The following is a 24,529-nucleotide window of genomic DNA, read 5'->3' as shown; positions in this document are numbered from 1 at the left end:
CCCCTCCGGAGTCCCGCCCCCCCCCGCCGCGCCCGCGCTCACAGCGCGCTGTACAGGGCGTCCACCAGCGCCTTCTTCCGCGGGTCGTCGGAGATGTGCGGCCCCATCCGGTTCATCACATACCCGAGCGACACCCCCGCCTCCGGATCGGCGAGCCCGCAGGAGCCCCCGAAGCCGTCGTGTCCGAACGCGCGCGGATTGGGTCCGTACGATTGCGCAGGGCCGCTCAGCCACAGCCCGAGCCCGATCTCCGTCTCGTGCCCGAGCCCGGCGCCCAGGACGAGGTCCCGGCAGCCGCCCTGCCCCTCGCGCACCCGCTCGGCCGCTTCAGGGGAGAGGATCCGCCGACCGTCGTACGTGCCCCGGCCGGCGAAGATCCCGTAGAGCGCGGCGACGGCCCGTGCGGTGCCGTGGCCGTTGGCGGCCGGGATCTCCGCCGCCCGCCACTGCGGTGAGTTGGCCTCGGTCGCACCGACCACGGGGTTGGCCAGTGCCGCGATGGCGGCGGGGGCCAACTGACTGAAGATCGCCGCCTGTTCACTGGCGGAGGCGGCCGGCGGATGCACCAGCTCGGCGGCCCGCCCGGCCTCCTTCTCCGGCAGCCCGATCGTGAAGTCGACGCCCAGCGGACCGGTCACCTCCCGCTCCAGGAAGGCCCCCGGCAGCAGCCCGGACACCCGCCGAACGACCTCCCCGACCAGGAAGCCGTAGGTGAAGGCGTGATAGCCGGACCGGGTGCCCGGCTCCCACCAGGGCTCCGTGGCCGCGAGGCGCGCGGTGGTCAGCTCCCAGTCGTAGAACTCTTCCAGCGAGTGCGGCTCGCGCAGACCGGACAGACCCGCGCGGTGGGACAGCAGATGCCGCACGAGCACCCGTTCCTTGCCCGCCGCGGCGAACTCCGGCCAGTACGCGGCCACCGGCGCGTCGAGGTCGAGCAGCCCGCGGTCGGCGAGGATGTGCGCGCACAGCGCCGTCGGGCCCTTCGACGTGGACCACACGTTGACCAGCGTGTCGCGCTCCCACGCGCGCGTGCGCGCCGCGTCGGCCCAGCCGCCCCACAGATCGACCACCGGCACGCCGTCGACCGTGACGCCGACCGCGGCGCCCAGCTCGCCGCGGCCCTGGAAGTTCTCCTCGAAGGCCGTCCGCACCGCGGCGAACCGCGGGTCGCAGTGGCCGTGAACCTGTGGCACGTGCTCGGACATGGGGCCTCCGTGGTCCGCCGGGACCCCGGACCGCGACGCTGCGACCCGGGCACCCTGAACATACCGACTGGTCGGACCGGGGGGAAGTCGCCCGACGTCGCCCGAGGTCGCCCGACGTCGCGCGCCGCTCAGGCGTACGAGCGCAGCCAGCGCAGCTTGACCGCCTCCTGGTAGGGGCCGCCGCCCTCGTGGTCGTTGAAGTCGTAGACCTCGATCGCCTTGTCCTCGTGCGCCCAGGCGTTGAAGGCGGCGAACACGGTCGACGGCGGGCAGGTCTGGTCCTCCAGGGCCGCCGAGAACAGCGCCGGGGCCGAGCCGCGCGAGGCGAAGTGCACGGCGTCGAAGTAGGAGAGCGTGCGCAGGGCGTCCTGGGTGCGGCCGCGGTGCGTCTTGAGGAACAGGCCGATCTCGCGGTACGGGTGACGGTCCGTCAGCGTCGCCGCGCGCGGGAAGTCGCACAGGAACGGCACGTCCGGGGCGATCGCCGCCAGGCCCGGCACCAGACCGCCCACCGCGAGCGTGATGCCGCCGCCCTGACTCCCGCCGAGGGCCACGGTCCGCGACGCGTCCGTCAGCGGGTGGGAGCGGGCCGCCTCGACCGCGCGCACCGCGTCCGTGAACACCCGGCGGTAGTAGTAGTTCTCGGGGGCGTCGATGCCCCGGGTCATGAACCCGGGGTACGAGGGCGCGCCGCCCACCGGATCCGCGGTGCCGCCCCCGCCGCCCCATGCGCTGCCCTGGCCGCGGGTGTCCATGATGAAGTGCGCGCGGCCCGTCGACGCCCAGAGCAGGTGCTCGTGCGGCAGACCGCGGCCGCCGCCGTAGCCGACGAACTCCACGACCAGCGGCAGCGGTTCGGCGGCCCCGGTCGGCAGGGTCAGCCAGCCCTTCACCGGGTGTCCGCCGAACCCGGCGAAGGTCACGTCGTAGACCTGCACCGTGGCCAGGCCCGTGTCGACCGGCTCGAAGCGGGCGTCCAGCTCGTGCTCGCGGGCTTCCTGGAGGGTCTTGGACCAGAAGGCGTCGAAGTCCTCGGGCTCGGTGGACGCGCTGCGGTACTCGTGGAGCTCTTCGAGGGACAGGTCGAACAGGGGCATGAAGGACCGCCTTTTGTTAAGTGCCCGTACGAATGATCACACCGTACGTGGGCGGCGGGAGCCCTCGCCAGACCCTCATCAAGGGCTTCAGAGCCTGATCAGGAGCCTCAAGCGGGCCTGCGCCGGGTCCACTGCGGCTCCGTGCGGGCCCACTCCCGCTCCCATTCGCCCAGCCGGTGCCGCATCGCCGTCCGCCGGACGACGGTGTGCCCGAGCAGCACCACGGCGGTCGCACCGCCGGCCGCGCAGGTCGCCATGGTGAGCGTGTGCTGCCACACCATCGTGTCGCTCGGCGGCGCCGCGACGCTCCGGCCCCGGTCGTCGAACCACACGTCCACCCGGTCGCCCTGCCGCGTCCCCTCCGGAACCCGCGCGGTGGCCGTCCGCGCCTTCTCGCCGGGCGGCGTCCAGCGCACGCTCACGCGGTACGTCTGTCCCCGGACGCCTTCCGCCGTGGGCAGGGTGTCGGGAACCTTGCCGACGACCTCGGCCCGCACCCGGTGGCGCTCGGCGCGCTGCCGCTCCGCGACCGTCTGCGCGTCGGCATGGGCCCACAGGCCGACGAGCGCCCCGGCCAGGGGGACGGCGACCAGCAGCAGCAGGGCGACGACGAGCGTCGTCCACGCCTCCAAGACGTCGGACCGGCGCCGCAGCGGATTGTCCCGCCAGCGCCGGTCGCGCACCCGGATTCGCATGTCGACCTCCTCGCCGTCACGCGTACGAGTGCCCTCATGAGGGTCGTACCCCGTTCGGAGTACATCGTTTCACGCATCGTGCACGACGGCCCCTCGACGGCTCTCCGGGGCGGCGCGGGCGGCCGGGGACGGTCAGCCGAAGCGTTCGATCCGGATGCGGTCCACCGGCTGTCCCGCCTCGACCAGCAGCCGCGAGGCGTGCTCGGCGAAGGCGTTCGAGCCGCACACGTACGCCTCCCAGCCGCCCGCGGGCCGCTCGGCGAGCAGCGGGGCCACGTGCTCGGCGGCGAGCCGTCCCACGGGCACGCCCGCCGGGGCGCTCCGGGTGAACACGGGCGTCGTCTCCGCGTCGTACTCCCGCCCGTAGATCAGCTCCTCGGGAGCGCGCGCGGACACCAGCAGCCGCAGCGGCACGTCGAGGCCGCGCGCCCGGTGGTGACGGACCATCGACATCAGCGGGACGACCCCGGAGCCGGCGCCGATCAGCAGCGCGGGCCGGTCGCCGGGCCAGGCGAAGAAGCCGCTGAGCGGGCCGCGCAGCTCGACCTCGTCACCGGGCTTCGCGACGGTGTGGAACCAGCCGGAGACCTCGCCGCCGGCCACATGGTCCAGGGTGAGTTCGAGGTGGCCGTCGGCGTCGGGCGCGGAGGCGATCGAGTAGTGCCGCTGGGCGGTGTAGCCGTCGGCGGCGGTCAGCCGCAGCATCAGGTGCTGGCCGGGCAGATGGCCCGCCCAGGCGGGCGCCGCGAACCGGAAGGTGGCCGCGTGCGGGGTCTCGCGGCGGATCTCGGTGAGCGTCGCCGTCTGCCACACGGCGGCGGCGCGGTTGCTCACGGCGATCCGGCCCGGCACGGCGAACCGGGTCAGGGGCGTGAAGGCCCCGGCGGAAGGGGCGGAGGCGGCGAAGGTCTCAGTCACCGGAGTACCTCTGCTCCTCCCAGGGGTTGCCCCGCGCGTGGTAGCCGTTCTGCTCCCAGAAGCCCGGCTCGTCGTGGTCCAGGAGACGCAGGCCCGCGATCCACTTGGCGCTCTTCCAGAAGTACAGATGCGGCACCAGCAGCCGCGCCGGGCCGCCGTGCTCGGCCGCGAGGGGCTTGCCGTCGTACTCCCAGGCGATCCAGGCCCGCCCGCCGGTCAGGTCGGCGAGGGGCAGGTTGGTCGTGTACCCGGTGTGCGAGTACGCGACGGCGTGGGTCGCGGACGGCAGCGGCCGGACGGCCGCCAGGAACGCGTCCAGGGACACGCCCCCGAACCGCACCCCGAACTTCGACCAGCTGGTCACGCAGTGGATGTCGCCCTCGTACGCGGACTCCGGCAGCGTGTGCGCCTCGTCCCAGTCCCAGGAGCGGGGCGCCTCGACCAGCCCGTCGACGCGGAAGGTCCAGTCGGCGGGCGTGAGGTCGGGGGTGACCTCGGCGGACAGCACGGGCCAGTCGTCGCCCGCGTCGTACTGGCCGGGGGGCAGCCCCGGATCGAGGACGCGCGGGCGGCCGGTGAAGCCTCGGGTGACGTTCATGCGGTTCCAGCGTGAGGGGGGCGGTCGGGTTACGCAGTCAACCGTACGTGCCGGTCGGCCGTGCTCCGCACCGGGGCCGTCCGACGATCATTAAGGCCGTATGAACACTCCCGCCGGCCGGGAATAGCCATCGGCCCTCCCGCCCTTGCACGTGTCGTTCCGGATCGGCGAACCAGCGGTCCGGCACCGGCGAAGGAGAGTGGGAGCAATGCCGAAGGCGTACGTGTTCACCCGGTACGGCGGCCCCGAGACGGAGGCGCTCGTCGAGCTGGAGCGGCCCCGGCCCGGGCCCGGCGAGGTGCTCGTCGCGGTGCGCGCGGCGGGAGTGAACCCCGTCGACTGGAAGCAGCGCACGGGCTTCCGGCGGCCGGGCGAGACCGCCGAACGCGTGTTCCCCTCGGTCCTGGGCAACGAGGTGGCCGGCGTCGTGGCGGAGACCGGCGAGGGCGTCACCGGGTTCGCGCCCGGCGACGAGGTGTTCGGCACCGCGGTCGCGGGCGGCTACGCCGAGTACGCGCTGCTGGCCGCCGGCATCACCGCGCACAAGCCCGCCGCACTGTCCTTCGCCGATGCCGCGACCCTCCCGGTGGCCGCCGCGACCGCCTACGACGGCGTTCATCAGCTCGACCTGCCGGCCGGGTCGACGCTGCTGGTCACCGGCGCGGGCGGCGGAGTCGGCGTCGCCGTCGTGCAGATCGCCCACGCCCTCGGACTGCGCGTCCTGGGCGTCGCGAGCGAGGGCAAGAAGGACTTCCTCGAGTCGCTGGGCGCCGTGCACGTGCCGTCCGGCCCGGACTGGGCGCAGACCGCGCGGCTGGCGGCCCCGGACGGTGTCGACGGCGTCTACGACCTCGTCGGCGGCGAGGTGCTGCACGCGGCGGCGGCCCTGGTGCGCGACCCCTCCCGCCTGATCACCGCGGGGGCCCCGGCCGAGGAGGTCGAGCGGCTGGGCGGCGCCCGGGTGGCCCGCGCCCGTGACGCGGCCGTCCTGCGGGCGGTGGCGGAACTGGTCGTCCACGGCGACCTGAACCCGCACGTCACGCGCACCTTCCCGCTGGAACGGGCGGGCGAGGCCCTTCGCGAGGTCGAGAGCGGCCACACCCGCGGCAAGGTCGTACTGGAGATAGGAACAGGCATATGAGCACCGCCGAGTCGCCCTTCGTCGAGACCCCGCACGTGCTCGACAACCCCGCCCGCGCCGCCCTCACCGGGCCGCACGCCCGCTTCGCCGAGCGGCGGGGGCGGGTTCTGCGGTATCCCGTCGACGTGTCGCCCTGGCTGGCGTTGCCGGATGATCCGGACGGGGAGGACTGGGCGGACCTCGCCGCGCTCGCCGGGGCCGGTGCGGAGGTCGCGTTGCCCGGGTTCCCGGGGGAGATCCCGGACGGCTGGGAGGTCACCTTCCGGATGGAGGGCGTGCAGTTCGTCGACGACGGGCTGGCCGCCGCACCCGACCCGGAGGCGATCAGGCTCGGCCCCGCCGACGTACCCGAGATCCTCGATCTGATAGCCCGCACCCAGCCGGGGCCGTTCGAGGCCCGCACCATCGAGCTCGGCACCTACCTGGGCATCCGCCGGGGCGGCGCGCTCGTCGCCATGGCCGGCGAGCGGCTCCACCCGCCCGGCTGGACCGAGATCAGCGCGGTCTGCACCGACCCCGCCTTCCGCGGTGAGGGCCTGGCGACCCGTCTGATCCTCGCCGTCGCCCACGGCATCCGCGAACGCGGCGAGACGCCCTTCCTCCACACCTCCGCCGGCAACGTCAACGCCATCCGGCTCTACGAGTCGCTGGGCTTCCGGCTGCGCCGCCGGACGACGTTCCTGGCGGCACGGGTTCCGGAAGGGCCGGTGCGTCGGATTCAGTCGGCCTCGGAGGCGGGGCCGGTCCACGCGTTGTAGCGCACCAGACACTGCGCGAACCGCTCCAGGTCCTCCGCCGGCCACTCGGCCAGCCGTTCCCGGAAGGCCGTGCGGCGGCTCTCGGTGACCTGGGCGAGGAGGCGGCGTCCGGCCTCGGTGAGGTGGAGGAGCTGGACGCGGTGGTCCTCGGGGTCCTGGCGCCGCTCGATCAGGGCGGCGCGCTCCAGGGCGGCGACCTGACGGCTGACCGTGGACTTGTCCAGGGCGTAGTGCGCGGCGAGGTCGGTGGCCCGGCAGCCGCCGCTCTCCTCCAGGTGGCCGAGGAGCGTGTACGACACCAGCGACAGTTCGGGGTGCAGTCGGCCCGCCGAGGCGCGGGCCCGCCGCGCGAAGGCCGTCATCTCCCGCTGGATGGTCTCCACGGCCTCGGCTGCGTCCACCGGCACTCCCTCGCTGCTTCCCCGCCCACCTGGTTGCATAGTACAACTTGGCGTGCGGGGAGCGGGAAACCACGAAGAGCATCTGATCGTTGGGGTAATGTGGCCGTCCGGCTGCGGAGGTCCCCAGTCGTGCGAGGCCGAGGAGGTGAGACCCATTACCGCAGTGTCAGGTCGGGTGCTCTCCTCCCGGGACGGCGTGGGCCGCCGCCCGTAGGAGACCGCGAGAGCGCCCTTCGGCATCCGAAAGGCTTCTCGGCTTCATGCCTCCACTTTCCAGTTCCTCCCCCTCTTCGTCCGACTCGTTCTCCTCCGGGTCCCTTTCGTTCGACGCCCACGTCGCCGCCCTGCGCGCCGCCGGATGCGTCTTCGCCGAGGACGAGGCGGAGTTGATCCGCACCGCCGCCCGCACTCCCGACGAGGCCGCCGTCATGGTGGAACGCCGTGCGTCGGGCCTGCCCCTCGAACACGTCGTCGGCTGGGCCGAGTTCCTCGGTCTGCGCATCACCGTCGAGCCGGGCGTCTTCGTGCCCCGCCGCCGCACCGAGTTCCTCGTCGAGCAGGCCCTCGCCGCCGCGCCGCACGCCCGTGTGGTCGTCGACCTGTGCTGCGGCTCGGGCGCGGTCGGCGCCGCCCTCGCCGCGTCCCTCGGGCAGGTCGAGCTGCACGCCGCGGACATCGACCCGGTCGCGGTGCGCTGCGCCGGGCGCAACGTCGCCGACTACGCGGGACACGCCTACCGGGGCGACCTGTTCGAGGCGCTGCCCGGCCGACTGCGGGGCCGGATCGACATCCTGGCCGCCAACGTCCCGTACGTCCCCACCGACGAGGTGCCCCTGCTGCCGGCCGAGGCCCGCGAGCACGAGCCGCTCACCGCCCTCGACGGCGGCGGCGACGGACTGGACGTGCTGCGCCGGGTCGCCGCCGAGGCCCCGCACTGGCTCGCCCCCGGCGGCTGTCTCCTCGTCGAGACCAGTGAGCGTCAGACCCCGGCCGCCGTCGAGGCGTTCACCCGGGCCGGTCTCGCGGTGCGGGTGGCCGAGGACGAGGAGCGATACGCCCACGTGCTCGTCGGGACCGGGGCCGGGGCCGCGACCGGCGTCAGGTAGCGGCGCCGCTGCCCGTGGGGTCGGGGGAGCGTTCGTCGTCGCCCCGGTTCCACGGGCCGTGCTCCGGGAAGCCACCGCGCCGGTGCTCCTTGCCCCGGTCGTCGAAGGCGCCGGACAGCACCCGGTCGGCCGTGTTCCGGTCGCCGGACCGGGAGCCGACGACGTACACCGTGTCGCCCTTCTTCAGCGTGTCGGCGCCGGAGCCGGAGGCGTCCTTGCCGGAGACGGAGGCGTCCGAACCCACCGTCCACGTCCACGAGGCGCCGTCCTCGCTCTTGACGGTGACCTGGTCGTCGGCCACCTTCTCGACGGTGCCGCGCTGCCAGACGCGGACCACCCAGTCCCCGGTGTCGGGGTCCTTGACGGTGGCCTCGCCGTGCGCCGCGTCCCCGCCGAGCCCGAACCACGGGCCGCCGTGTCCGTGCCGCCCGCCGGGGCCGTCGGAGGAGGACGCGGACGGCGCGGCCGACGGTGAGCCGCCGTCGGAGCCGTTCGACGTCGCCGCGTACGCCACCGTGCCGCCGAGTGCCAGGACGGCGACGGTCGTGGCCGCGATCACCGCACGCCCGCGCGCCGACCGGCGATGCCACAGCGTGCGCAGATCGGCGCGCTCCCGACCCTCGTCCCCCTCGCCGACCGATCCCGAGAGCAGTTCGACCTCGTGAGGCCTTTCCGGTCCTTCCGGTCCTTCCGGCCCCTGCGGCCTTTCCGGCTCCTGCATCACGGCTCACTCTCCTCGCCCACTACGGCGCCGCCGCTGCCACGCCTCACTGTGATTGTCCGAGGCACGCGGTAAGGAAGCAGTAACAAAAGCCTGTGAATCGGGGCGCGGGGGGCGCGCCCGGCTCACTCCCGGGTCAGCGCCCGTGCCACCAGCAGGGCCACGTCGTCGTGGTTGGCGGGGTGGTGCAACGCCTCCAGCAGCAGGTCGCACAGCTCCTCCAGCGGCCGCGCCGGATCGTCCAGCAGCGCCAGCAGCGCGTCCAGGCGGTCGTCGAGGGAGTCCGTGCGGGTCTCGACGAGCCCGTCCGTGTACAGCAGGAGCTGGTCGCCGGGGGCGAAGTCCACCTCGGTCGTGGCGAACGCCACCCCGCCCACGCCCAGCGGCGCGCCGGTGGGCAGGTCGAGCAGCTCCGGCGGACGGCCCGGGCGCACCCGGGCGGGCGGCAGATGCCCGGCGTTGGCGATCCGGCAGCTCCCCAGCCGTGGGTCGTGCACGGCGTACACGCAGGTGGCGATGGAGTGGTCGAGGCCCTGGGTGATCCGGTCGAGATGCTCCAGCAGGACCGCCGGGTCCAGGCCGAGGGAGGCCAGCGTGGTCGTCGCGGTGCGCAGCCGGCCCATCGTGGCGGCGGCGTCGATGCCGCTGCCCATCACATCGCCGACGACGAGCGCGGTCTTGCCGTCCTCGAGCGGGATGACGTCGAACCAGTCGCCGCCGACCTCGGTGGTGGCGCCCGCGGGCTGGTAGCGGGAGGCGACCTCGAGCCCGCCGGTGACGGGCGGATGGCTCGGCAGCAGGCTGCGCTGGAGGGTGAGCGCGGTGGTGCGGGCGTTCTGGTACCAGCGCGCGTTGTCGATCTGGACGGCCGCGCGGGCCGCCAGCTCGCGGGCGAGCAGCAGGTCGTCGCGGTCGAACGGCAGGGGGTTGCGGGTCCGTTTGAGGTCGAGGGCGCCCAGCACCTCGCCACGCGCGATGAGCGGCACGGCCAGATAGGAGTGCACACCGGCCCGGGCCAGCAGGCGGGCCGCCTCCGGGGAGTGGGCGATGTGTCCGAGGTCCTCGTCCTTGACCTGCGCCACCATGACCGGCCGGCCCGAGCGCACGCACTCGGTGACGAGCCGGTCGGGTGCGTAGCGGGCCACCTGCCCGGGCTGGTCGGCCGCCGCCAGCGCGTCCGGCTCGTCGTCGGCCCGCACCGCCAGGGCGCGGATCACGGCCGATTCGGCGGGCCCGAGGCTCGTCCGCCGGCCCGCCACCACCGCGTCGAGCAGATCCACCGCGGCCACGTCGGCCAGCTCCGGCACCGCCACGTCGGCCAGTTCGCAGGCCGTGCGTTCCAGGTCCAGGGTGGTGCCGATGCGGGCCGAGGCGTCGGCGATCAGCGTCAGCCGGCGGCGCGCCGCCTCCGCCTCGACGGCCGCCCGGTGCTGGTCGGTGATGTCCGCGACCGACGCGGCCACGCCCAGGACCGTGCCCCGGCCGTCCTCCAGGCGGTACATGGACACCGACCAGGCGTGGTCGTCGTCCGGGGACGCGGCGGTGCGTCCGACCGTGTGCCAGGCGACGAGCGGCACCCCGGTCCGCAGTACTTCCAGGGCTGCCGCGTCCAAGGTCTCGGTGTCCAGTTGCGGCAGCAGCTCGCGGACCCGCCGGCCGAGGTGCTCCTCGGCCGGCAGTCCGTTGATCCGGGCCAGCGCGGGGTTGACCGAGACGAACCGCAGCTCGGTGTCCAGCACGGCGAGACCGATGGGGGACTGCTCGACCATCCGCGTGGACAGGGCGACGTCCCGCTCCAGCCGGTGCACCGTCGTCTGGTCGGCGGCGAGACCGAGGGCGTAGATCCCGCCCTGGTCGTCCAGGAGCCGCATGTTGCGGAACTCCACCAGCCGGGTGGTGCCGTCCTTGCGCCGGACGGGGAACGCCCCGGCCCAGCTCTGGCCGGTGGCCATGACGTCCGCGAAGAGCTTCACGACGAGGTCGACGTGCCGCTCGTGGACCATCACCCGGGCCGCGTACCGCCCCAGCGCCTCCTGCGCCGAGTAGCCGAACAACTCCTCGGCCTGGGGGCTCCACAGCACGATATGGCCGTCGGTGTCGAGCACCACCGAGGCCACGTTCAGTACGTCCAGCAGCCAGCTCGGCCCTGTGGGGCCACCGCCCTCGGCCGCGGACGATCCGGCTGCACTCATGCCACGCACCGCCTCCGCATGTCGATGCGGCACGCCGTCCCCCGTGCCGACTCCCCCTGTTCTACCGTGCTCAACCCTTTTCTCCCACGCCTTGGGCGTCCTTCTTCACGCTCCTCCGGTACGGAGTCGCACGCCGTTCCCCTCAGGGTCCACATCTGTTGATCCGAATTGGTCTGTACATGACTATCACGGAGCGTCAGACTGTCCGCCGAGCGCGCCCCCACCCCCCTCGACGAGGAGTCCCATGCCCCTGCGCCCTGCCCGCAGCCGTCGCCCCGTGGCCCCCACCGCCCGTACCGTCCGTGCCGCCTTCCTCGCGCTGGCCGTCGCCACGGTCACCGCGCTCTCGGCGGCACCGCCCGCCGCGGCCGCCGACACCTGGACCGAGGTCGGCTCCGACCGCGCCGACCCGCTGACCGAGAGCCAGGGGCTGACGTCGGTCGAGGTCCCGGCGAACAGCGCCAACCGCTACACCGGCATCGGCACCATCCCGATCTCCGTGTCCAGCCGGGGGTGGAACCACGTCGGCGACCCGGACGCCTCCTACGACGGCTACTACGTGGAGCCCTACCAGAGCGACTCGGGCACCTCGAAGATGTACCGAGTACAGGCGCCCGGCGGGGCCTGGTCGGAGTACGTCCACGCGCTCGGCTCGGGCGAGGCCCTCAACAACTCCTGGTCGGCGATCACCCCGGACAGCAAGTGGATGCTGTCGGGCGAGTGGGGCACCATGACCCGCTTCCTCGTCTTCCCGACCCCCGGCGCCAACCCGAGCACCTCGCCCTCGGCGAACCTGCCCCAGGTGTCGACCGTCCGCCTCGACCACGCCGTACGGGACGTCCAGGGCTGCGACTTCACCGGTCCGACCACCCTGTTGTGCTCCTCCGACGACCCGGCGGGCACCCTCTTCGGCATCACCAAGCCGCTCCTGCAGATCGATCTGTCCGCCGCCCCGAACGGCACCTCCGACGTCACCGGTCATGTCACGGCCCTGCGCCAGCTGCCGCTGCGCAGCTCCTGCTCGGGCACGTTCGAGACCGAGGGCATCGACTACGACCGCCGCACCGGCACCCTGCGGGTGATCGTCGTCTCGCCCGGCTTCTGTGTGCTGACGGACAGCAAGACGTACCGGTTCACCAAGAGCTGATCCCTCGCTGGTCCCCTGCGGCCAGTAGTGCTTTTCTTGGGTTGTGGCGCGGTTCGCGGGGCCGTATCACCGTGCGGCTCCGCTGCGTGCGCGCAGCCGCGCCACCGCCACGAGAGGAGCGATCACGATGGATCGTGAGCGTCTGCACGAGGAGCCCGTCTCCCTCGAGATCAGTGGATGCAGCAAGGAGGACGCCCGGATCGTGTTCGATGTGCTGAACACGTGCTTCGAGTCCGACCGGGGCCCCGACGAGGCGCCGCAGCAGCTCCATGAGACCCGGCCGATGGTGTGGCTCGGCACCTTCGAGGTCACCGACGCCCGTGCGTGCCCGCCGCCCGCCCGGCTCTCGTCCTCCGTGGAGGCCGACGCGCAGGGCGGTTACTGGGCGATCGAGCGGCTGCGCTCCACGCTGGACTCCCTGTTCGCGGTGCGCGACCTCGCCTCCGCCTCCGGGGACCAGGAGCGCGAGCTGCACGTTCTGCTCGAAAGCCGGTGACCTGCGGCACAGTCCGGGATCTGATTGTGCAACTAGTTGCATAACCCGTGCGCGGTCCTCTAGAACTGGAGGGACTACCGCCGCGCACGGAGGCCTGTCATGAGCCGTTACCCACACCTGCTGAGCCCGCTCGACCTGGGCTTCACCACGCTGCCCAACCGCGTCCTGATGGGCTCGATGCACGTCGGCCTGGAGGAGGCCGAGCGCGGCTTCGAGCGCATGGCCGCGTTCTACGCCGCCCGGGCCCGCGGCGGAGTGGGACTCATCGTCACCGGCGGCATCGCCCCCAACGACGAGGGCCGGCCGTACGAGGGCGGCGCCAAGCTCACCACCGACGCGGAGGCCGAGCAGCACCGGACGATCACCGACGCGGTGCACCGCGAGGGCGGCCGGATCGCGATGCAGATCCTGCACTTCGGCCGCTACGCCTACCACGCGGACCTGGTCGCCCCCAGCCCCCTCCAGGCCCCCATCAGCCCCTTCCCGCCCCGCGAGCTGACCGCCGCCGACGTCGAGCGCACCATCGACGACTACGCCCGGACCGCCCGCCTGGCGCGGCAGGCCGGCTACGACGGCGTCGAGATCATGGGCTCCGAGGGCTACCTCATCAACGAGTTCATCGCCCGGCAGACCAACCACCGCACCGACCGCTGGGGCGGCTCCTACGAGAACCGGATGCGCTTCCCGGTCGAGATCGTCCGGCGGGTGCGCGAGGCGGTCGGCGCGGACTTCATCGTCGTCTACCGGCTGTCCATGCTGGACCTCGTGCCCGGCGGCTCCACGCTCGACGAGGTCGTCACCCTCGCCAAGGCCGTCGAAGCGGCCGGCGCGACCCTCATCAACACCGGCATCGGCTGGCACGAGGCCCGCATCCCCACCATCGCCACCTCGGTGCCGCGCGGCGCCTACACCTGGGTGACGAAGAAGCTCATGGGCGCGGTCTCCGTGCCGCTGGTCACCACCAACCGCATCAACACCCCCGAACTCGCCGAGCAGTTGCTCGCCGAGGGCTGCGCGGACATGGTGTCGATGGCCCGCCCGATGCTCGCCGACCCCGAGTTCGTGGCCAAGGCCGCGGCGGGCCGGCCCGAGGCCATCAACACCTGCATCGGCTGCAACCAGGCCTGCCTCGACCACACCTTCAGCGGGAAGATCACCTCCTGCCTGGTCAACCCGCGCGCCTGCCACGAGACCGAGCTGGTCCTCGCCCCGACCCGGCTGCGCAAACGCGTCGCGGTGGTGGGCGCGGGACCGGCCGGACTCGCCTGCGCGGTGTCGGCGGCCGAGCGCGGCCACGAGGTGACGCTGTACGACGCGGCGAGCGAGGTCGGCGGCCAGCTCAACGTCGCCCGCCAGGTCCCCGGCAAGCAGGAGTTCGACGAGACCCTGCGCTACTTCCGCCACCAGCTCGACGCCCACGGCGTGGACGTCCGCCTCGACACGCCCGTGGCGGCAGGCGACCTGGTCGACTACGACGAGGTCGTGGTCGCCACCGGCGTCGTCCCGCGCACCCCCGACATCCCCGGCGTCGACCACCCGAGCGTCGTCGGCTACCTCGACGTCCTGCGCGACAAGGTCCCCGTCGGCGACCGGGTCGCGATCCTCGGCGCGGGCGGCATCGGCTTCGACGTCGCCGAGTTCCTCACCGACGGCGGCGACAAGGCGCACGAGGACCCGGCGACCTACTTCCGCCAGTGGGGCGTCGACCTGGACTACCAGGCCCCGGGCGGTCTCGCGGCCCCCGAGCGCCCCGCCCCGCCGCGCACGGTCCACCTCCTGCAGCGCAAGACCACCAAGGTCGGTTCGGGCCTCGGCAAGACCACCGGCTGGATCCACCGCGCCGAGCTCAAGCACCGCGGCGTCACCATGGTCCCGGGTGTGCGCTACGACCGGATCGACGACGCCGGACTGCATGTCACCGTCGGCGGGCAGAGCACCGTCCTGGAGGTCGACACGGTCGTGCTGTGCACCGGCCAGGACCCGCGCCGGGACCTGTACGACGCGCTGGTCGCCGCGGGCGGCAACGTGCACCTCATCGGCGGCGCCGACATCGCGGCCGAACTGGACGCCAAGCGCGCCATCCAGCAGGGCACGGAGCTGGCGGCGGCGCTGTAGGGCCGTCCGGGGGCGTCCCTAGGATGGCTGGCATGTCACTCCCGCACGCGATCCTCACCGCCCTGCTCGAGAGGCCCTCGTCGGGGCTGGATCTGACCCGCCGGTTCGACAGGTCGATCGGCTACTTCTGGTCGGCGACGCACCAGCAGATCTATCGCGAGCTGGGAAAACTGGAGGCCGAGGGCCAGATCCGGGCCCTGCCGACGCAGGCGCCGGCCCGCGGGCAGAAGAAGGCCTACGAGGTGCTGCCCGCGGGCCGCGCCGAACTCGCCCGCTGGACGGCGGCCGCCCAGGACCCGAAGCCGCACCGCGACGCCATGCTGCTGCGGCTGCGCGCCGCGGCCGTCGTCGGCACCGCGGGCCTGGAGGCCGACCTGCGCCGCCATCTCGAGCTGCACCGACGGCAGTTGACCGAGTACGAGGAGATCGAGAAGCGCGACTTCCCGCCGGGCGAGGAGAGCGCGCAGGCCAGACTGCAACACCTGGTCCTGCGCGCGGGCATCGAGCTGGAGACCTTCTGGACCCAGTGGCTCACCGAGGCCCTGGCCGGCCTGCCCGCGGTGGCGGACGCGGGGGACTAGGGCCTTTCCGGCCGATCAAGTCACAGGAATCCGGCGGGGCCTTGGACCCCGCGTCTGGGGCATGATCGGCCGGACAGGCCCTAGAGCCGGTACGGCTTCGAGCGGCGGCGCAGGAACCAGGCCGCCGCGATGACGCCCGCCCCCACCAGCGCCCCGCCCACCCCCATGGTGATGGGGCCGACGTCACGGGCCGCGCCGCCGAGACCGCCCATGACCCCGCGTGAGGGCGAGGCCGTCGCCGAGATCGTCGGTGTGGACGGGGTCGAGACGATCACGGACTGGGTGCCCGCGGTGCTGCCGTTGGAGCACATGACGACGACGGTGTACGTGCCCGGGGAGACGCCCGACCAGGCCGCGGACTGGCCGGCGGTCGTCCCGGACAGGGCCACCTGACGCCCCTGGGAGAAGCTGCCCTGGCCGCTGCCCAACAGCGCCGCCGTGCCCCAGCTGCCGTTGATCAGCGTGCAGGCGCTGGTCACCACCGACACCGTGGAGCCGGTCGTGCTCACCGAGATGCCCGAGACCCGGGCGGCGGCAGGCCCGGGGGCCAGCGCGAGGGGCAGCGCGGCGGCGGCTGCCACGGTCAGTCCTGAGCGGACGAGAAAACGAGGAATGCGCATCTGACGTCCTCCGGCGGCGGCACGGTCAGCGGTACATCCCTTGCGCCGCCGAGGGGTCGGGTACGCCCGTGCTGCCTCAGTGGCAGCCAACGTGCCCCGGCCCCGGTCCGCATGCGGACCGCGACCGGGCAGGTGACGGATTCCATCGGACGGCCCATGCGGCGCCGTCACCGGCCGGCGCCGGTGGTCACCGTCCGCTCCGCCGAGAAGGCGCCCCACGTCCCGTCCGGCAGCCGGGCCCGCAGCCGCACGCGATGCCGGGTCTCTTCCTCGTCCTCCCGCCCCGCGTAGAAGCTGTAGTTCGCCCTTCCCTCGGGCGGGTTCCCGCCCCACACCAGCGAGGTGGCCGGCTGTCCGTCGAGCTGGATCTGGTACTCGGCGACCACGCCGTCCACCCGGGGCGGCACCCAGGACAGGTCGATGTAGTAGGCGCCGTCGGCGAGGTGGGCACCGGCCCGGAAGTCGGACGGCGCGGTGTCCGCCCCCTCGTCGGCGCCCGGCTCGGTGGTGACGCGCACGGGTGGGCCGGCGGGCGAGACATTGTCGGCCGCGTCCCGGGCCAGGACGGTGAACGAGTAGCGGGTGCCCGGTCGCAGCCCCGTGACGACGGTCGCCGTCTGGCCCCCGCCGACGCTGTGGATCTTCACACCGCCCTGCTGGACGTCGTACGACACGACCTTCCGGTCGTCCGTCGACGCCGACCAGGACAGCTGGACGGCCCGGCTCCCGGCGGCCCGGCCGGTCACCCCGCCCGGTGCGGTCGGGGCCGAGCGGTCCGCCGCCCCGGCCGCCGGCGTCGTGGCCCGCACCTCCCGGCTGCGCGGCCCGAGCCGCCCCTCGGCGTCTCGGGCCCGCACGGTGAAGACGTAACTCGTGGCGGGCGAGAGGCGGACGACGTCCAGCATGTGCGCGGAGCCCGGCACGTCCCCGACCTTGGTGCGGCCGCGGTACACCTCGTACGCGTCGACGGGCGGGTTCGCGGTGACCGCGTTCCACATCACGTGCACGCTCGTCGCGCTGCCGGCCTCCGCGGTGACCCCCGTCGGAGCGCCGGGCGCACCTGCGTGGTCGTCGGCGCCGGCGGCGCACCCGCACGACAGGGCCGTCACCAGCCCCCACACCACAACCCACAGCGCAACGCGTCGCACGGCTTCGCCTCGCCTCCCGGCCCGGCACAGCGGCAATGGTCCGGACCAATATGACGTGGTGGCGCGAGCACATCAAGAGGGCGAGCGGCTCCGGGGGCTGCCGTCCAAGACCACTCCCGGAAGTTACGTATGCTGAAGGTCCTCGCGGCTGAACTCAACCTGCGTGCTCATGAGTTCATGCCGGTGGCGCGGGCCGCTGTCGTCGCTGTTCCCGCGCCGGCGGAGTGGCCCGGGGTCCGGAGGCCGAGACGGCGCCGGGCCCCGGCCCCCTGTCCGCCCGCTCGCCTCGCGCGTAGCCGGGCCTCGTGCACCGTACGGCCCCCTCGGAGTGGCCGCGTGGAGGCAGTGACACCAGATTGTTCCGGGTGTCCGTCAATGTCCCCACGAGAGGGTCCGTATCGTGCGCGCCAAGTCGCTGACACTGGCTGCGGCCGGCCTTGCCCTGCTGGCCTCGACCGCCCCGTCCGCCGCCGCTCGTCCGTCCCTGGGCGCCCCCGGGTCGCCGGCGCTCCGGCAGGAGGGCTCGGTCCTCGCCGCCGACCTGCTGTCCCGGGTCCGGGACTGCACCCCCGTCTCCAACGGCCGCTACCGCACCGACGCGGGCGCACCGGCCACGATCCCGGTCTGCGGCACCGACGAGGCGGTGTTCTGGACGGCCGACATGGACATCGACTGCGACGGCCGCCCGAGCCCGCAGTGCAACAGCAGCACCGACCCGCTGTTCTCCGACGCCACGGCGTACACACAGTCCGACGGCCGCTATCTGAACGCCGCGACCCTGCCCTACATCGTGGTGCCGGGGGTGAGCGGCATCTGGGACCACCGGGCGCACGGGGTGCGCGGGGGAGCGGTCGCGGCCGTCGTCTACCAGGACCGGGTGCAGTACGCGGTCGTCGGCGACACCGGACCCACCGGGATCATCGGCGAGGCGTCGTACGCCACCGCCGAGGCGCTCGGCATCCGCCCCGACCCACGCGGCGGCGGCACGCCTTCCGGCGTCACGTACATCGTCTTCAAGGACTCCCGCGCGACCCCGATCGAGAGCCATGCGTCCGCGGTGGAGGTGGGCGATCGATTGGCCCGGCTGTTCGTCCAGCGCGCGGGAGCGAGCGGGGCGCCGGCCCAGCCGTCGGCGCCGCCTGAGGCCGGGGACGACACCGGGACGGCCGCCGAAGTCCCGGACGCCCAGGAGGTCCTGGACGCCGAGATCGGCGAAGGGGGCGAGGGGGACTAGGCGAGCGCGCCGGCAGGCGTTCGTGCGGTGGCCGCCGTGATCGGGGCGTGGTGCCCGGGATCCGGCGGCCACCGTCGGTCGGACGGCCGAGGTGGGTGGCCGAGCTGCCGTCCGACGTAGGGGGTGTCCGACGACCCGCGGGTCGTCAGACCGCCGACCAGCCGTCGTCGACCGGCAGGATCACGCCGTTGACGTTGCTCGCCGCGTCCGAGGCGAGGAAGACGATCGCGGCGGCCTGCTCCTCCGCCTCGGCCAGCCGGCCGACGTTGACGAAGTGCGGGCCGAGCGCCGTCGGACCGTGGGCGCCCTGCTCGGCCTCCACCACGATCGAGGTCTTCGTGCCGCCCGGCGCGATCGCGTTCGCGCGGATGCCCTTGCCCCGGTACATCACCGCGAGGGACTTGGTCAGTCCCACCACGCCGTGCTTCGACGCGGTGTACGCCGCGCCGGCCGCGCTGCCCCGCAGACCGGCCTCGGAGGCGGTGTTGACGATCGCGCCCTTGCCGGCCGCCAGCATGTGCGGCAGCACCGCCCGGGTGAGCAGGAACGGGGCGGTGAGGTTGACCCGGATGACCCGCTCCCACTCCGCGTCGCTCACGTCGGCCAGTGCCGACATACGGTCCATGATCCCGGCGTTGTTCACCAGCACGTCCACCCCGCCGAACCGCTCCACCGCGGTGGCGGCCACCTCGTCCACGACGCTCTGCTCGCTGAGGTCGCCGGTGACGGCGACGGCGGTGCCGCCCGCCTCCTCGATCTCCTTGACGACGGCCTGCGCGCCCTCGGCGTTGAGGTCGGCCACCAGGACCCGCGCCCCCTCCGCGGCGAAGGCCAGGGCCGTGGCGCGCCCGATGCCCGAACCCGCTCCGGTGACGACGACGCTGCGGCCTTCCAGTCCAGTGGCCATGAGGTGCTCCTAGCTTGCTGCGATGTGCGGGGTGGGGGGCGTCCCCGGGGAGTGCTTGTCGGGTAACCCTACGACTTAATGTCTGCGAGTGACATAAAGTCGTGGTGAAGAATTCGAGGCGCACGGAGTTCGGCGCACGAAGTTCGTGAAAGGTGACCGAGACCGGAGGACTGGATGACCGCATCCCGCGGACGCACGGGCCGACCGCCCCTGACGGAGGAGCGCAAGGCGGAGATCCGGCTGGAGATCGCCCGCGCCGCGGTGGACCTGTTCGTCGACCAGGGCGTCGCGGCCACCACCGGCGAGCAGATCGGCCAGGCGGTCGGGGTCTCCGCACGGACGGTCTGGCGGTACTTCCCGAGCAAGGAGAGCTGTGTGGGCCCGCTCCTCACGGCCGGCATCGACGCGATCGCCGCCTGCCTGCGCGAGTGGGAGCCGGGCCGCCCCCTGGGAGAGGCCTTCGCCCGGCGGCTCGAGAGCGACCAGCGTCTCGTCGGCGGCCCCGACCCGGCCACCGTCGGGGCCCTGGTACGGCTGGCCCGCACCGAACCGGCCCTGCGCGCGGTCTGGCTCCAGACCTACGACGAGGCCGAGCCGGCCTTCGCCCGCGCCCTCGCCGACCGCGCCGGAGTGCCGGCCGGGGACTTCCGGCCCGCCATCCAGGCGGCGATGTTCAACGCGGCCCTGCGCGCCGCCGTGGAGCACCACGCGTGGCGCGCCGCCGACACCGCGGCGGACCCGGCGACGGTACGGGCCGAACTGGCGGAGGCCATCCGCGCGGCCCTCGTGGTGGCGTCGGAGGGAGTGAGCTGAGCCCGCGTCACACCTTGCGGTAGGCGTACGCCTCCGCGGCCGCCGCCTCGACCGTGTCGAGGTCGGCGCCCGTCGCCGCCGTGACGACCGCGGCCACCGCGCCCTCGACGAACGGGGCGTCCACCAGGCGGGCGGTGTCGGGCAGTTCGTCGCCCTCCGCGAGCAGCGCCTTGACCGTCAGGACGGCGCTGCCCAGATCCGCGAGCACCGCGACCCCGGCGCCCCGGTCCACCGAGGCGGCCGCGGCGCAGATCAGCTCGGCGCTGGTGCCCAGCCCGCCGCCCTCCGTACCGCCCGCCGCGGCGACCGGCACGGCCGGGCCGCCGCCCGTCAGTCCCCGCGCCAGCTCGGCGACGGCCGTGGCCACCGCCGCACTGTGCGAGACCAGCACGATCCCGACCAGCTTCTCGTCGCTCACCGGCACCTGACTCACTTCCCGTCGGCTTCGCCGAGCGCGGCGATCAGCAGCGCCGCCGAGGTCGCGCCCGGGTCCTGGTGACCGATGCTGCGCTCGCCGAGATAGCTGGCCCGGCCCTTGCGGGCCTGCAGTGGCGTCGTCGCCTCGGCGCCCTGCTCGGCGGCGACCCGGGCGGCGTCGAAGCCGTCGGCGAGGGCGTCGACGGCCGGCACCAGCGCATCGATCATGGTCTTGTCGCCCGGCGCGGCGCCGCCGAGCTGCATCACCGCGTCCACGCCCGTGCGCAGCGCCTCGGCGAACTGCGCCTCGTCCACCGCGTCGGCGTCCCCGAGAGCCTTCCCCGTGCGGCGCAGCAGCGTGCCGTACAGCGGTCCCGAGGCCCCGCCGACCGTCGAGATCAGCGTGCGGCCCGTGAGCACCAGAACGGCGCCCGGCGTCCCGGGCGCCTCCTTCTCCAGCGCCGCCGACACGGCGACGAAGCCACGCCGGAGGTTGCTGCCGTGGTCGGCGTCCCCGATGGGCGAGTCGAGGGCGGTGAGCCGGTCCGCCTCACGGTCGACGGATGCTGCGGTCGCCGTCATCCAACGGCGGAAGAAGTCGGCGTCGAGCACTGGATCTCCTTGCCTTGCCTGGTCGGGTCCGTCCGAGCGCCTGTCCCTGCGCCTGCCCTGCCTCCTGCCTCACACGCCCCAGCGGAGCCCGGCGGTCTTCACCGGCGCGTCCCACAGCCGCAGCAGCTCCTCGTCGATCTGGCACAGGGTCACCGAGGCGCCGGCCATGTCGAGGGACGTCACGTAGTTGCCGACGAGCGTACGGGCGACGGTCACCCCGCGCTGCGTCAGCACCCGCTGCACCTCGGCGTTGAAGCCGTACAGCTCCAGCAGCGGTGTCGCGCCCATGCCGTTGACCAGCAGGAGGACGGGGTTGCGAGGCGTGAGGTCGTCCAGGATCGCCTGGACCGCGAAGTCGGCGATCTCCCCGGACGTCATCATCGCCCGCCGCTCCCGCCCCGGCTCCCCGTGGATGCCGACGCCCAGCTCCAGCTCCCCGGGCGGCAGGTCGAAGGTCGGGCTGCCCTTGGCCGGCGTCGTACAGGCGCTGAGCGCCACGCCGAAGCTGCGGGAGCTCTCGTTGACCTGCCGGGCGAGCGCCTCGACCCGCTCCAGCGGCTGCCCCTCCTCGGCCGCGGCCCCCGCGATCTTCTCCACGAACAGCGTGCCGCCCGTACCGCGCCGTCCGGCCGTGTAGAGGCTGTCGGTGACGGCGACGTCGTCGTCGACCAGGACCTTCGCGATCTGGATGCCCTCGTCCTCGGCCAGCTCGGCCGCCATGTCGAAGTTGAGCACGTCGCCCGTGTAGTTCTTCACGACGAACAGCACACCGGCCCCGCTGTCCACGGCCGCCGCGGCACGCAGCATCTGGTCGGGCACGGGCGAGGTGAACACCTCACCGGGACAGGCCGCGGAGAGCATCCCGGGCCCGACGAACCCCCCGTGCAACGGCTCGTGCCCGGACCCGCCGCCCGACACCAGCGCCACCTTCCCGGCCACCGGAGCGTCCCGCCGCACGATCACCCGGTTCTCGACGTCCACGATCAGCTCGGGATGCGCGGCCGCCATGCCACGCAGCGCGTCGGCGACGACGGTCTCCGGAACGTTGATCAACATCCTCATCGGATACCTCCTGTGAGGCTAACATATGGGCCCCTGACCTCTATTTTTGCAGGTCAGGCTGGGTAGAGCCAGTTAACGATCTTGGCGGTTCATGGCGGCAGGAAGCGGGTTCTGCCGGTACTGATGCTGACCAGATGCTGACTTTTGTGACGGAGCGTCAGGTGGGTGTGGCGCGGGCATGGATCGGCCTTCGGCTCCCGCGTCCGGGTCGGGGATGCAATGATCATCTGCGCGAATGCGAACGGTGACGCCAGTGGTGGTCCTGCCGGAGGGGCGAGCGTGGAGACGCTGCCTGTGGGACGGTTCACCGGAAGCGTGGAGGCGTTCATGGTGACCGTCGTAAACACTTCGCGTCTCAATCCCAGGCTCGGGCACGGTTCGCTTGCATGCGGGTTCGGGAGTGGAGGCTCCTGTTGCGGCCCGCTGGACAGAGCATCCCCGAAATCCTGGCCGGCCACCAGATGTGGGCGCGGAGAGTCGGCCCGTTGGGCAGCTGCCGCCAAGTCAGGGAACGTCCAGAGGATGGATTGCCGCGTGGCGAAGTGGTGTCAGGGAAGTCATGAGGTGGCATGTGGGCCTGCGATGAGTGGATGGGCATGCTGGGCGGAACCCGGGTTTGAGGGCGATCGAGGGTCGGGGTTCGCGCTTCTGAGCTCCGATGTGCCTGCTATAGGGATCACCTTCACCTGCTGGGCCATGGCGACAGCGATGGCCTGATCTGCCCTGACTGCGAAGCCGAGGCACTGATCACCGCCGTGACCGCAGCTGCTCCGGACACCCAGGCATCCTGTGTTTCCCCTGCGCAACCGACTTCACCGACCCAGCCTTCACCCTGCGCGGTGGCCGCTGCGCGCGGCCCTTGCCGACCGACTCCGAAGAACTACTGTGCCCCGGCTGCACCGCCTCGGCCTTCGAGAGGATCTGAAGTGGTGACCGGTGACCTCCTCGGCCTGGGGCGGACGTGACGGTGCTGCTTCGCCCCTGGGGCTGGCGCGAAGAGCTCGATGGCCGGGTGCTGGACAATACTGCTGATTTCTGCGCCAAGCGGTTAGCGGCGAAGGGCTGAGCTACCGGATCTTCCGGTACGTCACGCTGACGCTGCTGTCGGTGTTCGTCCTCGCCCCGCTGTGCGTCATGCTGGCCTCGTCGCTGAGGACGCTCCCCGACGTGCAGGGCGAGTTCACCTGGATCCCGTTGTTGCCGACGATCCAGTCCTTCATCGACATCTGGCACACCGTGCCGCTGGCCCAGTACTTCGTCAACTCACTGGTCGCGGCCGTGTCCGCCACGGTGCTGTCGGTGCTGGTGGCGATCTTCGCCTCGTACGTGTTGAGCCGCTGGAAGTTCCCCGGTAGCGGAAGTTTTCAAGTCGGCGGTGCTCGCCACCCAGATGTTTCCCGGCATCCTCTTCCTGCTGCCGCTGTACCTGCTGTTCGTCTACGCCGACCAGAACCTCGGCACCGACCTCGTGGGCACCCGCACCGGGCTCATCGTCACGTACTTGACCTTCTCCCTGCCGTTCGCGGTGTGGATGCTGGTCGGATACTTCGACACGGTGCCGCGCGACCTCGACGAAGCGGCGAAGATGGACGGCGCCGGGCTTCGGCCTTGTCCGGCTGATGGTCGCCGATGGAGTCAAGCACCCGCTTGTGTGCGGGGCAGGGTGCGCCTGTGCCGGGTCTTCGATCTGGTGTGTATGCGGCGCTGGGCGTGAAGGGCGATGGCCGGCATGGAGTTGAGGTGGACCAGGCCTCTAGAAGAAGCCAAGCTTCTTCGGTGAGCAGGTCACCAACAGATTCTTCGTCTGCTGGTGGTACAGCACAGGCGGGACTGTGACCTGCGTAAACGTTGGATCGGAAGGGAAGTACTCGGGTTCTGGCCCGCGTATGGTCCGGATCTTGGTCTGAGGTCAGCTCCGCAGCGGTCGGCAACGCAGGTCGCGAGCTGCCGTGCATTGTCGCGACGAGCCGGTGTTGATACTGGCGCTGCCGATGGGAAGCCCTCTGTAACTGTTGGGCGAGGGGATGTGCTCGGTGCTTGCGTATAGGGGAGGCAAACCCTCTGTCAGGGGGCGAGGACGATCCGGATCGTCGGTCAGGGGGCGCGCACGCTGCGTACGAACCAGCCCGGCAGTTGCGGGACGTGAGTAGTTGGCGCGCAAGACCGTCGTCGAGTTGGGCTCACGCGGGTGCTGGCGTGCGCCGCGCAGCTGCGACCTGCTGCTGCCCCGCAGCGCCCCGAGGGCGCCGGTAGCCACACACGCTTCGCGGAGCTCCGTCTGGTCACGAACCGTACGCGCGGTTGTGGGGCGAGCCCTTGGCGCTCGACGGTGGCTGCGAAGTCCTGGAAATCATCGCCATGATCGGCGCTGGCGTGATCGACCTGTCGTTTCTGGAGCGCCGCCGTTTCGCCTTCGCCCTGTCCGAGGTCAACGAAGCCTTCGAACTGGTCGGGTCGCGACCGGGCGGCTTTGTCAACGCGGTCGTGCTGCCCTCGGAGAACAGCCTCGTGACCGCCTGAGCTGAGAGGAGGGCGTCTGACAGGT

Annotated in this window: 26 protein-coding genes; 11 read left to right on the top strand and 15 right to left on the bottom strand. The window is 72.8% G+C overall.

From position 1 onward, the window contains the following. Nucleotides 1-38: 38 nt before the first annotated feature. From ABZ725_RS37995 to ABZ725_RS37975, 5 genes are all read right to left on the bottom strand, one after another. Nucleotides 39-1,205, bottom strand: a complete 1,167-nt coding sequence (locus tag ABZ725_RS37995; protein ID WP_358806961.1) for a serine hydrolase domain-containing protein — start codon at nucleotides 1,203-1,205, stop codon at nucleotides 39-41. A 128-nt stretch (nucleotides 1,206-1,333) separates the two neighbouring features. Further along, entirely contained in the window at nucleotides 1,334-2,302 is a 969-nt protein-coding gene (locus ABZ725_RS37990) for an acetylxylan esterase (RefSeq protein WP_358806960.1), read from the bottom strand. A 107-nt stretch (nucleotides 2,303-2,409) separates the two neighbouring features. After that, the gene (locus tag ABZ725_RS37985; protein WP_358806959.1) at nucleotides 2,410-2,997 is read right to left on the bottom strand and encodes a DUF3592 domain-containing protein; all 588 of its coding nucleotides are present in this window, start codon (nucleotides 2,995-2,997) and stop codon (nucleotides 2,410-2,412) included. Nucleotides 2,998-3,129: 132 nt separating this feature from the next. Then, complete coding sequence (locus ABZ725_RS37980; protein ID WP_358806958.1) at nucleotides 3,130-3,915, bottom strand: ferredoxin reductase; 786 nt, start codon at nucleotides 3,913-3,915, stop codon at nucleotides 3,130-3,132. Then, nucleotides 3,908-4,513 carry a sulfite oxidase-like oxidoreductase gene (locus ABZ725_RS37975; protein WP_351911991.1) on the bottom strand — a complete coding sequence of 202 codons (606 nt, stop codon included), beginning with the start codon at nucleotides 4,511-4,513 and terminating at the stop codon, nucleotides 3,908-3,910. Before ABZ725_RS37975 ends, ABZ725_RS37980 begins: the two co-directional genes overlap by 8 nt. 208 nt (nucleotides 4,514-4,721) lie before the next feature. On the opposite strand from ABZ725_RS37975, the gene ABZ725_RS37970 reads away from it, so the two are divergent. Both ABZ725_RS37970 and ABZ725_RS37965 read left to right on the top strand, forming a co-directional pair. After that, on the top strand, nucleotides 4,722-5,654 hold the full coding sequence (locus ABZ725_RS37970) for an NADP-dependent oxidoreductase (RefSeq protein ID WP_358806957.1): 933 nt from the start codon (nucleotides 4,722-4,724) through the stop codon (nucleotides 5,652-5,654). Further along, entirely contained in the window at nucleotides 5,651-6,412 is a 762-nt protein-coding gene (locus tag ABZ725_RS37965; protein WP_358806956.1) for a GNAT family N-acetyltransferase, read from the top strand. Before ABZ725_RS37970 ends, ABZ725_RS37965 begins: the two co-directional genes overlap by 4 nt. On the opposite strand, the gene ABZ725_RS37960 is transcribed toward ABZ725_RS37965, so the two are convergent. Then, nucleotides 6,373-6,813 (bottom strand): MarR family transcriptional regulator, encoded by a 441-nt coding sequence (locus tag ABZ725_RS37960; protein WP_358806955.1) that lies wholly within the window; start codon nucleotides 6,811-6,813, stop codon nucleotides 6,373-6,375. The genes ABZ725_RS37965 and ABZ725_RS37960 overlap by 40 nt on opposite strands. 260 nt (nucleotides 6,814-7,073) lie before the next feature. Between ABZ725_RS37960 and ABZ725_RS37955 the strand changes: the two genes are divergently transcribed. Then, complete coding sequence (locus tag ABZ725_RS37955) at nucleotides 7,074-7,919, top strand: putative protein N(5)-glutamine methyltransferase (RefSeq protein WP_358806954.1); 846 nt, start codon at nucleotides 7,074-7,076, stop codon at nucleotides 7,917-7,919. On the opposite strand, the gene ABZ725_RS37950 is transcribed toward ABZ725_RS37955, so the two are convergent. Next, on the bottom strand, nucleotides 7,912-8,640 hold the full coding sequence (locus tag ABZ725_RS37950; RefSeq protein ID WP_358806953.1) for a hypothetical protein: 729 nt from the start codon (nucleotides 8,638-8,640) through the stop codon (nucleotides 7,912-7,914). The genes ABZ725_RS37955 and ABZ725_RS37950 overlap by 8 nt on opposite strands. Before the next feature lie 125 nt (nucleotides 8,641-8,765). Beyond that, nucleotides 8,766-10,832 (bottom strand): SpoIIE family protein phosphatase, encoded by a 2,067-nt coding sequence (locus ABZ725_RS37945; protein ID WP_358806952.1) that lies wholly within the window; start codon nucleotides 10,830-10,832, stop codon nucleotides 8,766-8,768. A 244-nt stretch (nucleotides 10,833-11,076) separates the two neighbouring features. On the opposite strand from ABZ725_RS37945, the gene ABZ725_RS37940 reads away from it, so the two are divergent. The 4 genes from ABZ725_RS37940 (at nucleotide 11,077) to ABZ725_RS37925 (ending at nucleotide 15,171) form a co-directional block, all read left to right on the top strand. Next, nucleotides 11,077-11,979, top strand: a complete 903-nt coding sequence (locus ABZ725_RS37940) for a hypothetical protein (RefSeq protein WP_358806951.1) — start codon at nucleotides 11,077-11,079, stop codon at nucleotides 11,977-11,979. A gap of 127 nt (nucleotides 11,980-12,106) precedes the next feature. Further along, nucleotides 12,107-12,475 carry a hypothetical protein gene (locus ABZ725_RS37935; protein WP_351912005.1) on the top strand — a complete coding sequence of 123 codons (369 nt, stop codon included), beginning with the start codon at nucleotides 12,107-12,109 and terminating at the stop codon, nucleotides 12,473-12,475. Between the two features lie 99 nt (nucleotides 12,476-12,574). Beyond that, nucleotides 12,575-14,590: an NADPH-dependent 2,4-dienoyl-CoA reductase gene (locus ABZ725_RS37930; protein ID WP_358806950.1), complete on the top strand. Its 2,016-nt coding sequence runs from the start codon at nucleotides 12,575-12,577 to the stop codon at nucleotides 14,588-14,590. A 32-nt stretch (nucleotides 14,591-14,622) separates the two neighbouring features. Beyond that, nucleotides 14,623-15,171: a PadR family transcriptional regulator gene (locus tag ABZ725_RS37925; protein ID WP_358806949.1), complete on the top strand. Its 549-nt coding sequence runs from the start codon at nucleotides 14,623-14,625 to the stop codon at nucleotides 15,169-15,171. Nucleotides 15,172-15,251: 80 nt separating this feature from the next. Here ABZ725_RS37925 and ABZ725_RS37920 read toward each other — a convergent pair whose 3' ends face one another. Continuing rightward, nucleotides 15,252-15,791, bottom strand: a complete 540-nt coding sequence (locus tag ABZ725_RS37920) for a hypothetical protein (protein WP_358806948.1) — start codon at nucleotides 15,789-15,791, stop codon at nucleotides 15,252-15,254. A gap of 167 nt (nucleotides 15,792-15,958) precedes the next feature. Then, nucleotides 15,959-16,903, bottom strand: a complete 945-nt coding sequence (locus tag ABZ725_RS37915) for a fibronectin type III domain-containing protein (RefSeq protein WP_358807041.1) — start codon at nucleotides 16,901-16,903, stop codon at nucleotides 15,959-15,961. 436 nt (nucleotides 16,904-17,339) lie between these two features. On the opposite strand from ABZ725_RS37915, the gene ABZ725_RS37910 reads away from it, so the two are divergent. After that, entirely contained in the window at nucleotides 17,340-18,173 is an 834-nt protein-coding gene (locus ABZ725_RS37910; protein WP_358806947.1) for a glycoside hydrolase family 75 protein, read from the top strand. A 145-nt stretch (nucleotides 18,174-18,318) separates the two neighbouring features. On the opposite strand, the gene ABZ725_RS37905 is transcribed toward ABZ725_RS37910, so the two are convergent. Beyond that, on the bottom strand, nucleotides 18,319-19,080 hold the full coding sequence (locus tag ABZ725_RS37905; RefSeq protein ID WP_358806946.1) for a glucose 1-dehydrogenase: 762 nt from the start codon (nucleotides 19,078-19,080) through the stop codon (nucleotides 18,319-18,321). Between the two features lie 174 nt (nucleotides 19,081-19,254). Here ABZ725_RS37905 and ABZ725_RS37900 point away from each other — a divergent pair, with 174 nt between their 5' ends. Beyond that, nucleotides 19,255-19,893, top strand: a complete 639-nt coding sequence (locus ABZ725_RS37900; protein WP_358806945.1) for a TetR/AcrR family transcriptional regulator — start codon at nucleotides 19,255-19,257, stop codon at nucleotides 19,891-19,893. A gap of 7 nt (nucleotides 19,894-19,900) precedes the next feature. Here the strand turns inward: ABZ725_RS37900 and ABZ725_RS37895 are convergent, their stop codons facing one another. The 4 genes from ABZ725_RS37895 to ABZ725_RS37880 form a co-directional block, all read right to left on the bottom strand. Then, nucleotides 19,901-20,311, bottom strand: coding sequence for a PTS fructose transporter subunit IIA (locus ABZ725_RS37895; protein WP_351915197.1), 411 nt, complete (start codon nucleotides 20,309-20,311; stop codon nucleotides 19,901-19,903). Between the two features lie 11 nt (nucleotides 20,312-20,322). Beyond that, a complete protein-coding gene (gene dhaL / locus ABZ725_RS37890; protein ID WP_351915195.1) occupies nucleotides 20,323-20,922 on the bottom strand; it encodes a dihydroxyacetone kinase subunit DhaL in 600 nt (199 codons plus the stop codon). Nucleotides 20,923-20,991: 69 nt separating this feature from the next. Beyond that, the gene (gene dhaK, locus ABZ725_RS37885) at nucleotides 20,992-21,984 is read right to left on the bottom strand and encodes a dihydroxyacetone kinase subunit DhaK (RefSeq protein ID WP_358806944.1); all 993 of its coding nucleotides are present in this window, start codon (nucleotides 21,982-21,984) and stop codon (nucleotides 20,992-20,994) included. 1,067 nt (nucleotides 21,985-23,051) lie between these two features. After that, the gene (locus ABZ725_RS37880) at nucleotides 23,052-23,273 is read right to left on the bottom strand and encodes a hypothetical protein (RefSeq protein ID WP_358806943.1); all 222 of its coding nucleotides are present in this window, start codon (nucleotides 23,271-23,273) and stop codon (nucleotides 23,052-23,054) included. Nucleotides 23,274-23,359: 86 nt separating this feature from the next. Between ABZ725_RS37880 and ABZ725_RS37875 the strand changes: the two genes are divergently transcribed. Together ABZ725_RS37875 and ABZ725_RS37870 are read left to right on the top strand one after the other, a co-directional pair. After that, nucleotides 23,360-23,698: an ABC transporter permease subunit gene (locus ABZ725_RS37875; protein ID WP_358806942.1), complete on the top strand. Its 339-nt coding sequence runs from the start codon at nucleotides 23,360-23,362 to the stop codon at nucleotides 23,696-23,698. Between the two features lie 602 nt (nucleotides 23,699-24,300). Next, nucleotides 24,301-24,504, top strand: a complete 204-nt coding sequence (locus ABZ725_RS37870) for a hypothetical protein (RefSeq protein ID WP_358806941.1) — start codon at nucleotides 24,301-24,303, stop codon at nucleotides 24,502-24,504. Nucleotides 24,505-24,529 lie beyond the last annotated feature (25 nt).

Origin of the sequence: Streptomyces sp. NPDC006872 (assembly GCF_040635845.1) — a bacterium.
Classification (GTDB): Bacteria; Actinomycetota; Actinomycetes; order Streptomycetales; family Streptomycetaceae; genus Streptomyces.
Note: the sequence above shows the minus strand (reverse complement) of the source record. Positions and strands in the feature narration are given on the sequence as shown.

Coding starts and splice junctions, on each gene's coding strand:
- ABZ725_RS37995 (WP_358806961.1), bottom strand. CDS start 1,205: ATGTCCGAGCACGTGCCACAGGTTCACGGCCACTGCGACCCGCGGTTC.
- ABZ725_RS37990 (WP_358806960.1), bottom strand. CDS start 2,302: ATGCCCCTGTTCGACCTGTCCCTCGAAGAGCTCCACGAGTACCGCAGC.
- ABZ725_RS37985 (WP_358806959.1), bottom strand. CDS start 2,997: ATGCGAATCCGGGTGCGCGACCGGCGCTGGCGGGACAATCCGCTGCGG.
- ABZ725_RS37975 (WP_351911991.1), bottom strand. CDS start 4,513: ATGAACGTCACCCGAGGCTTCACCGGCCGCCCGCGCGTCCTCGATCCG.
- ABZ725_RS37970 (WP_358806957.1), top strand. CDS start 4,722: ATGCCGAAGGCGTACGTGTTCACCCGGTACGGCGGCCCCGAGACGGAG.
- ABZ725_RS37965 (WP_358806956.1), top strand. CDS start 5,651: ATGAGCACCGCCGAGTCGCCCTTCGTCGAGACCCCGCACGTGCTCGAC.
- ABZ725_RS37955 (WP_358806954.1), top strand. CDS start 7,074: ATGCCTCCACTTTCCAGTTCCTCCCCCTCTTCGTCCGACTCGTTCTCC.
- ABZ725_RS37950 (WP_358806953.1), bottom strand. CDS start 8,640: ATGCAGGAGCCGGAAAGGCCGCAGGGGCCGGAAGGACCGGAAGGACCG.
- ABZ725_RS37945 (WP_358806952.1), bottom strand. CDS start 10,832: ATGAGTGCAGCCGGATCGTCCGCGGCCGAGGGCGGTGGCCCCACAGGG.
- ABZ725_RS37940 (WP_358806951.1), top strand. CDS start 11,077: ATGCCCCTGCGCCCTGCCCGCAGCCGTCGCCCCGTGGCCCCCACCGCC.
- ABZ725_RS37935 (WP_351912005.1), top strand. CDS start 12,107: ATGGATCGTGAGCGTCTGCACGAGGAGCCCGTCTCCCTCGAGATCAGT.
- ABZ725_RS37930 (WP_358806950.1), top strand. CDS start 12,575: ATGAGCCGTTACCCACACCTGCTGAGCCCGCTCGACCTGGGCTTCACC.
- ABZ725_RS37925 (WP_358806949.1), top strand. CDS start 14,623: ATGTCACTCCCGCACGCGATCCTCACCGCCCTGCTCGAGAGGCCCTCG.
- ABZ725_RS37920 (WP_358806948.1), bottom strand. CDS start 15,791: ATGCGCATTCCTCGTTTTCTCGTCCGCTCAGGACTGACCGTGGCAGCC.
- ABZ725_RS37905 (WP_358806946.1), bottom strand. CDS start 19,080: ATGGCCACTGGACTGGAAGGCCGCAGCGTCGTCGTCACCGGAGCGGGT.
- ABZ725_RS37900 (WP_358806945.1), top strand. CDS start 19,255: ATGACCGCATCCCGCGGACGCACGGGCCGACCGCCCCTGACGGAGGAG.
- dhaK (WP_358806944.1), bottom strand. CDS start 21,984: ATGAGGATGTTGATCAACGTTCCGGAGACCGTCGTCGCCGACGCGCTG.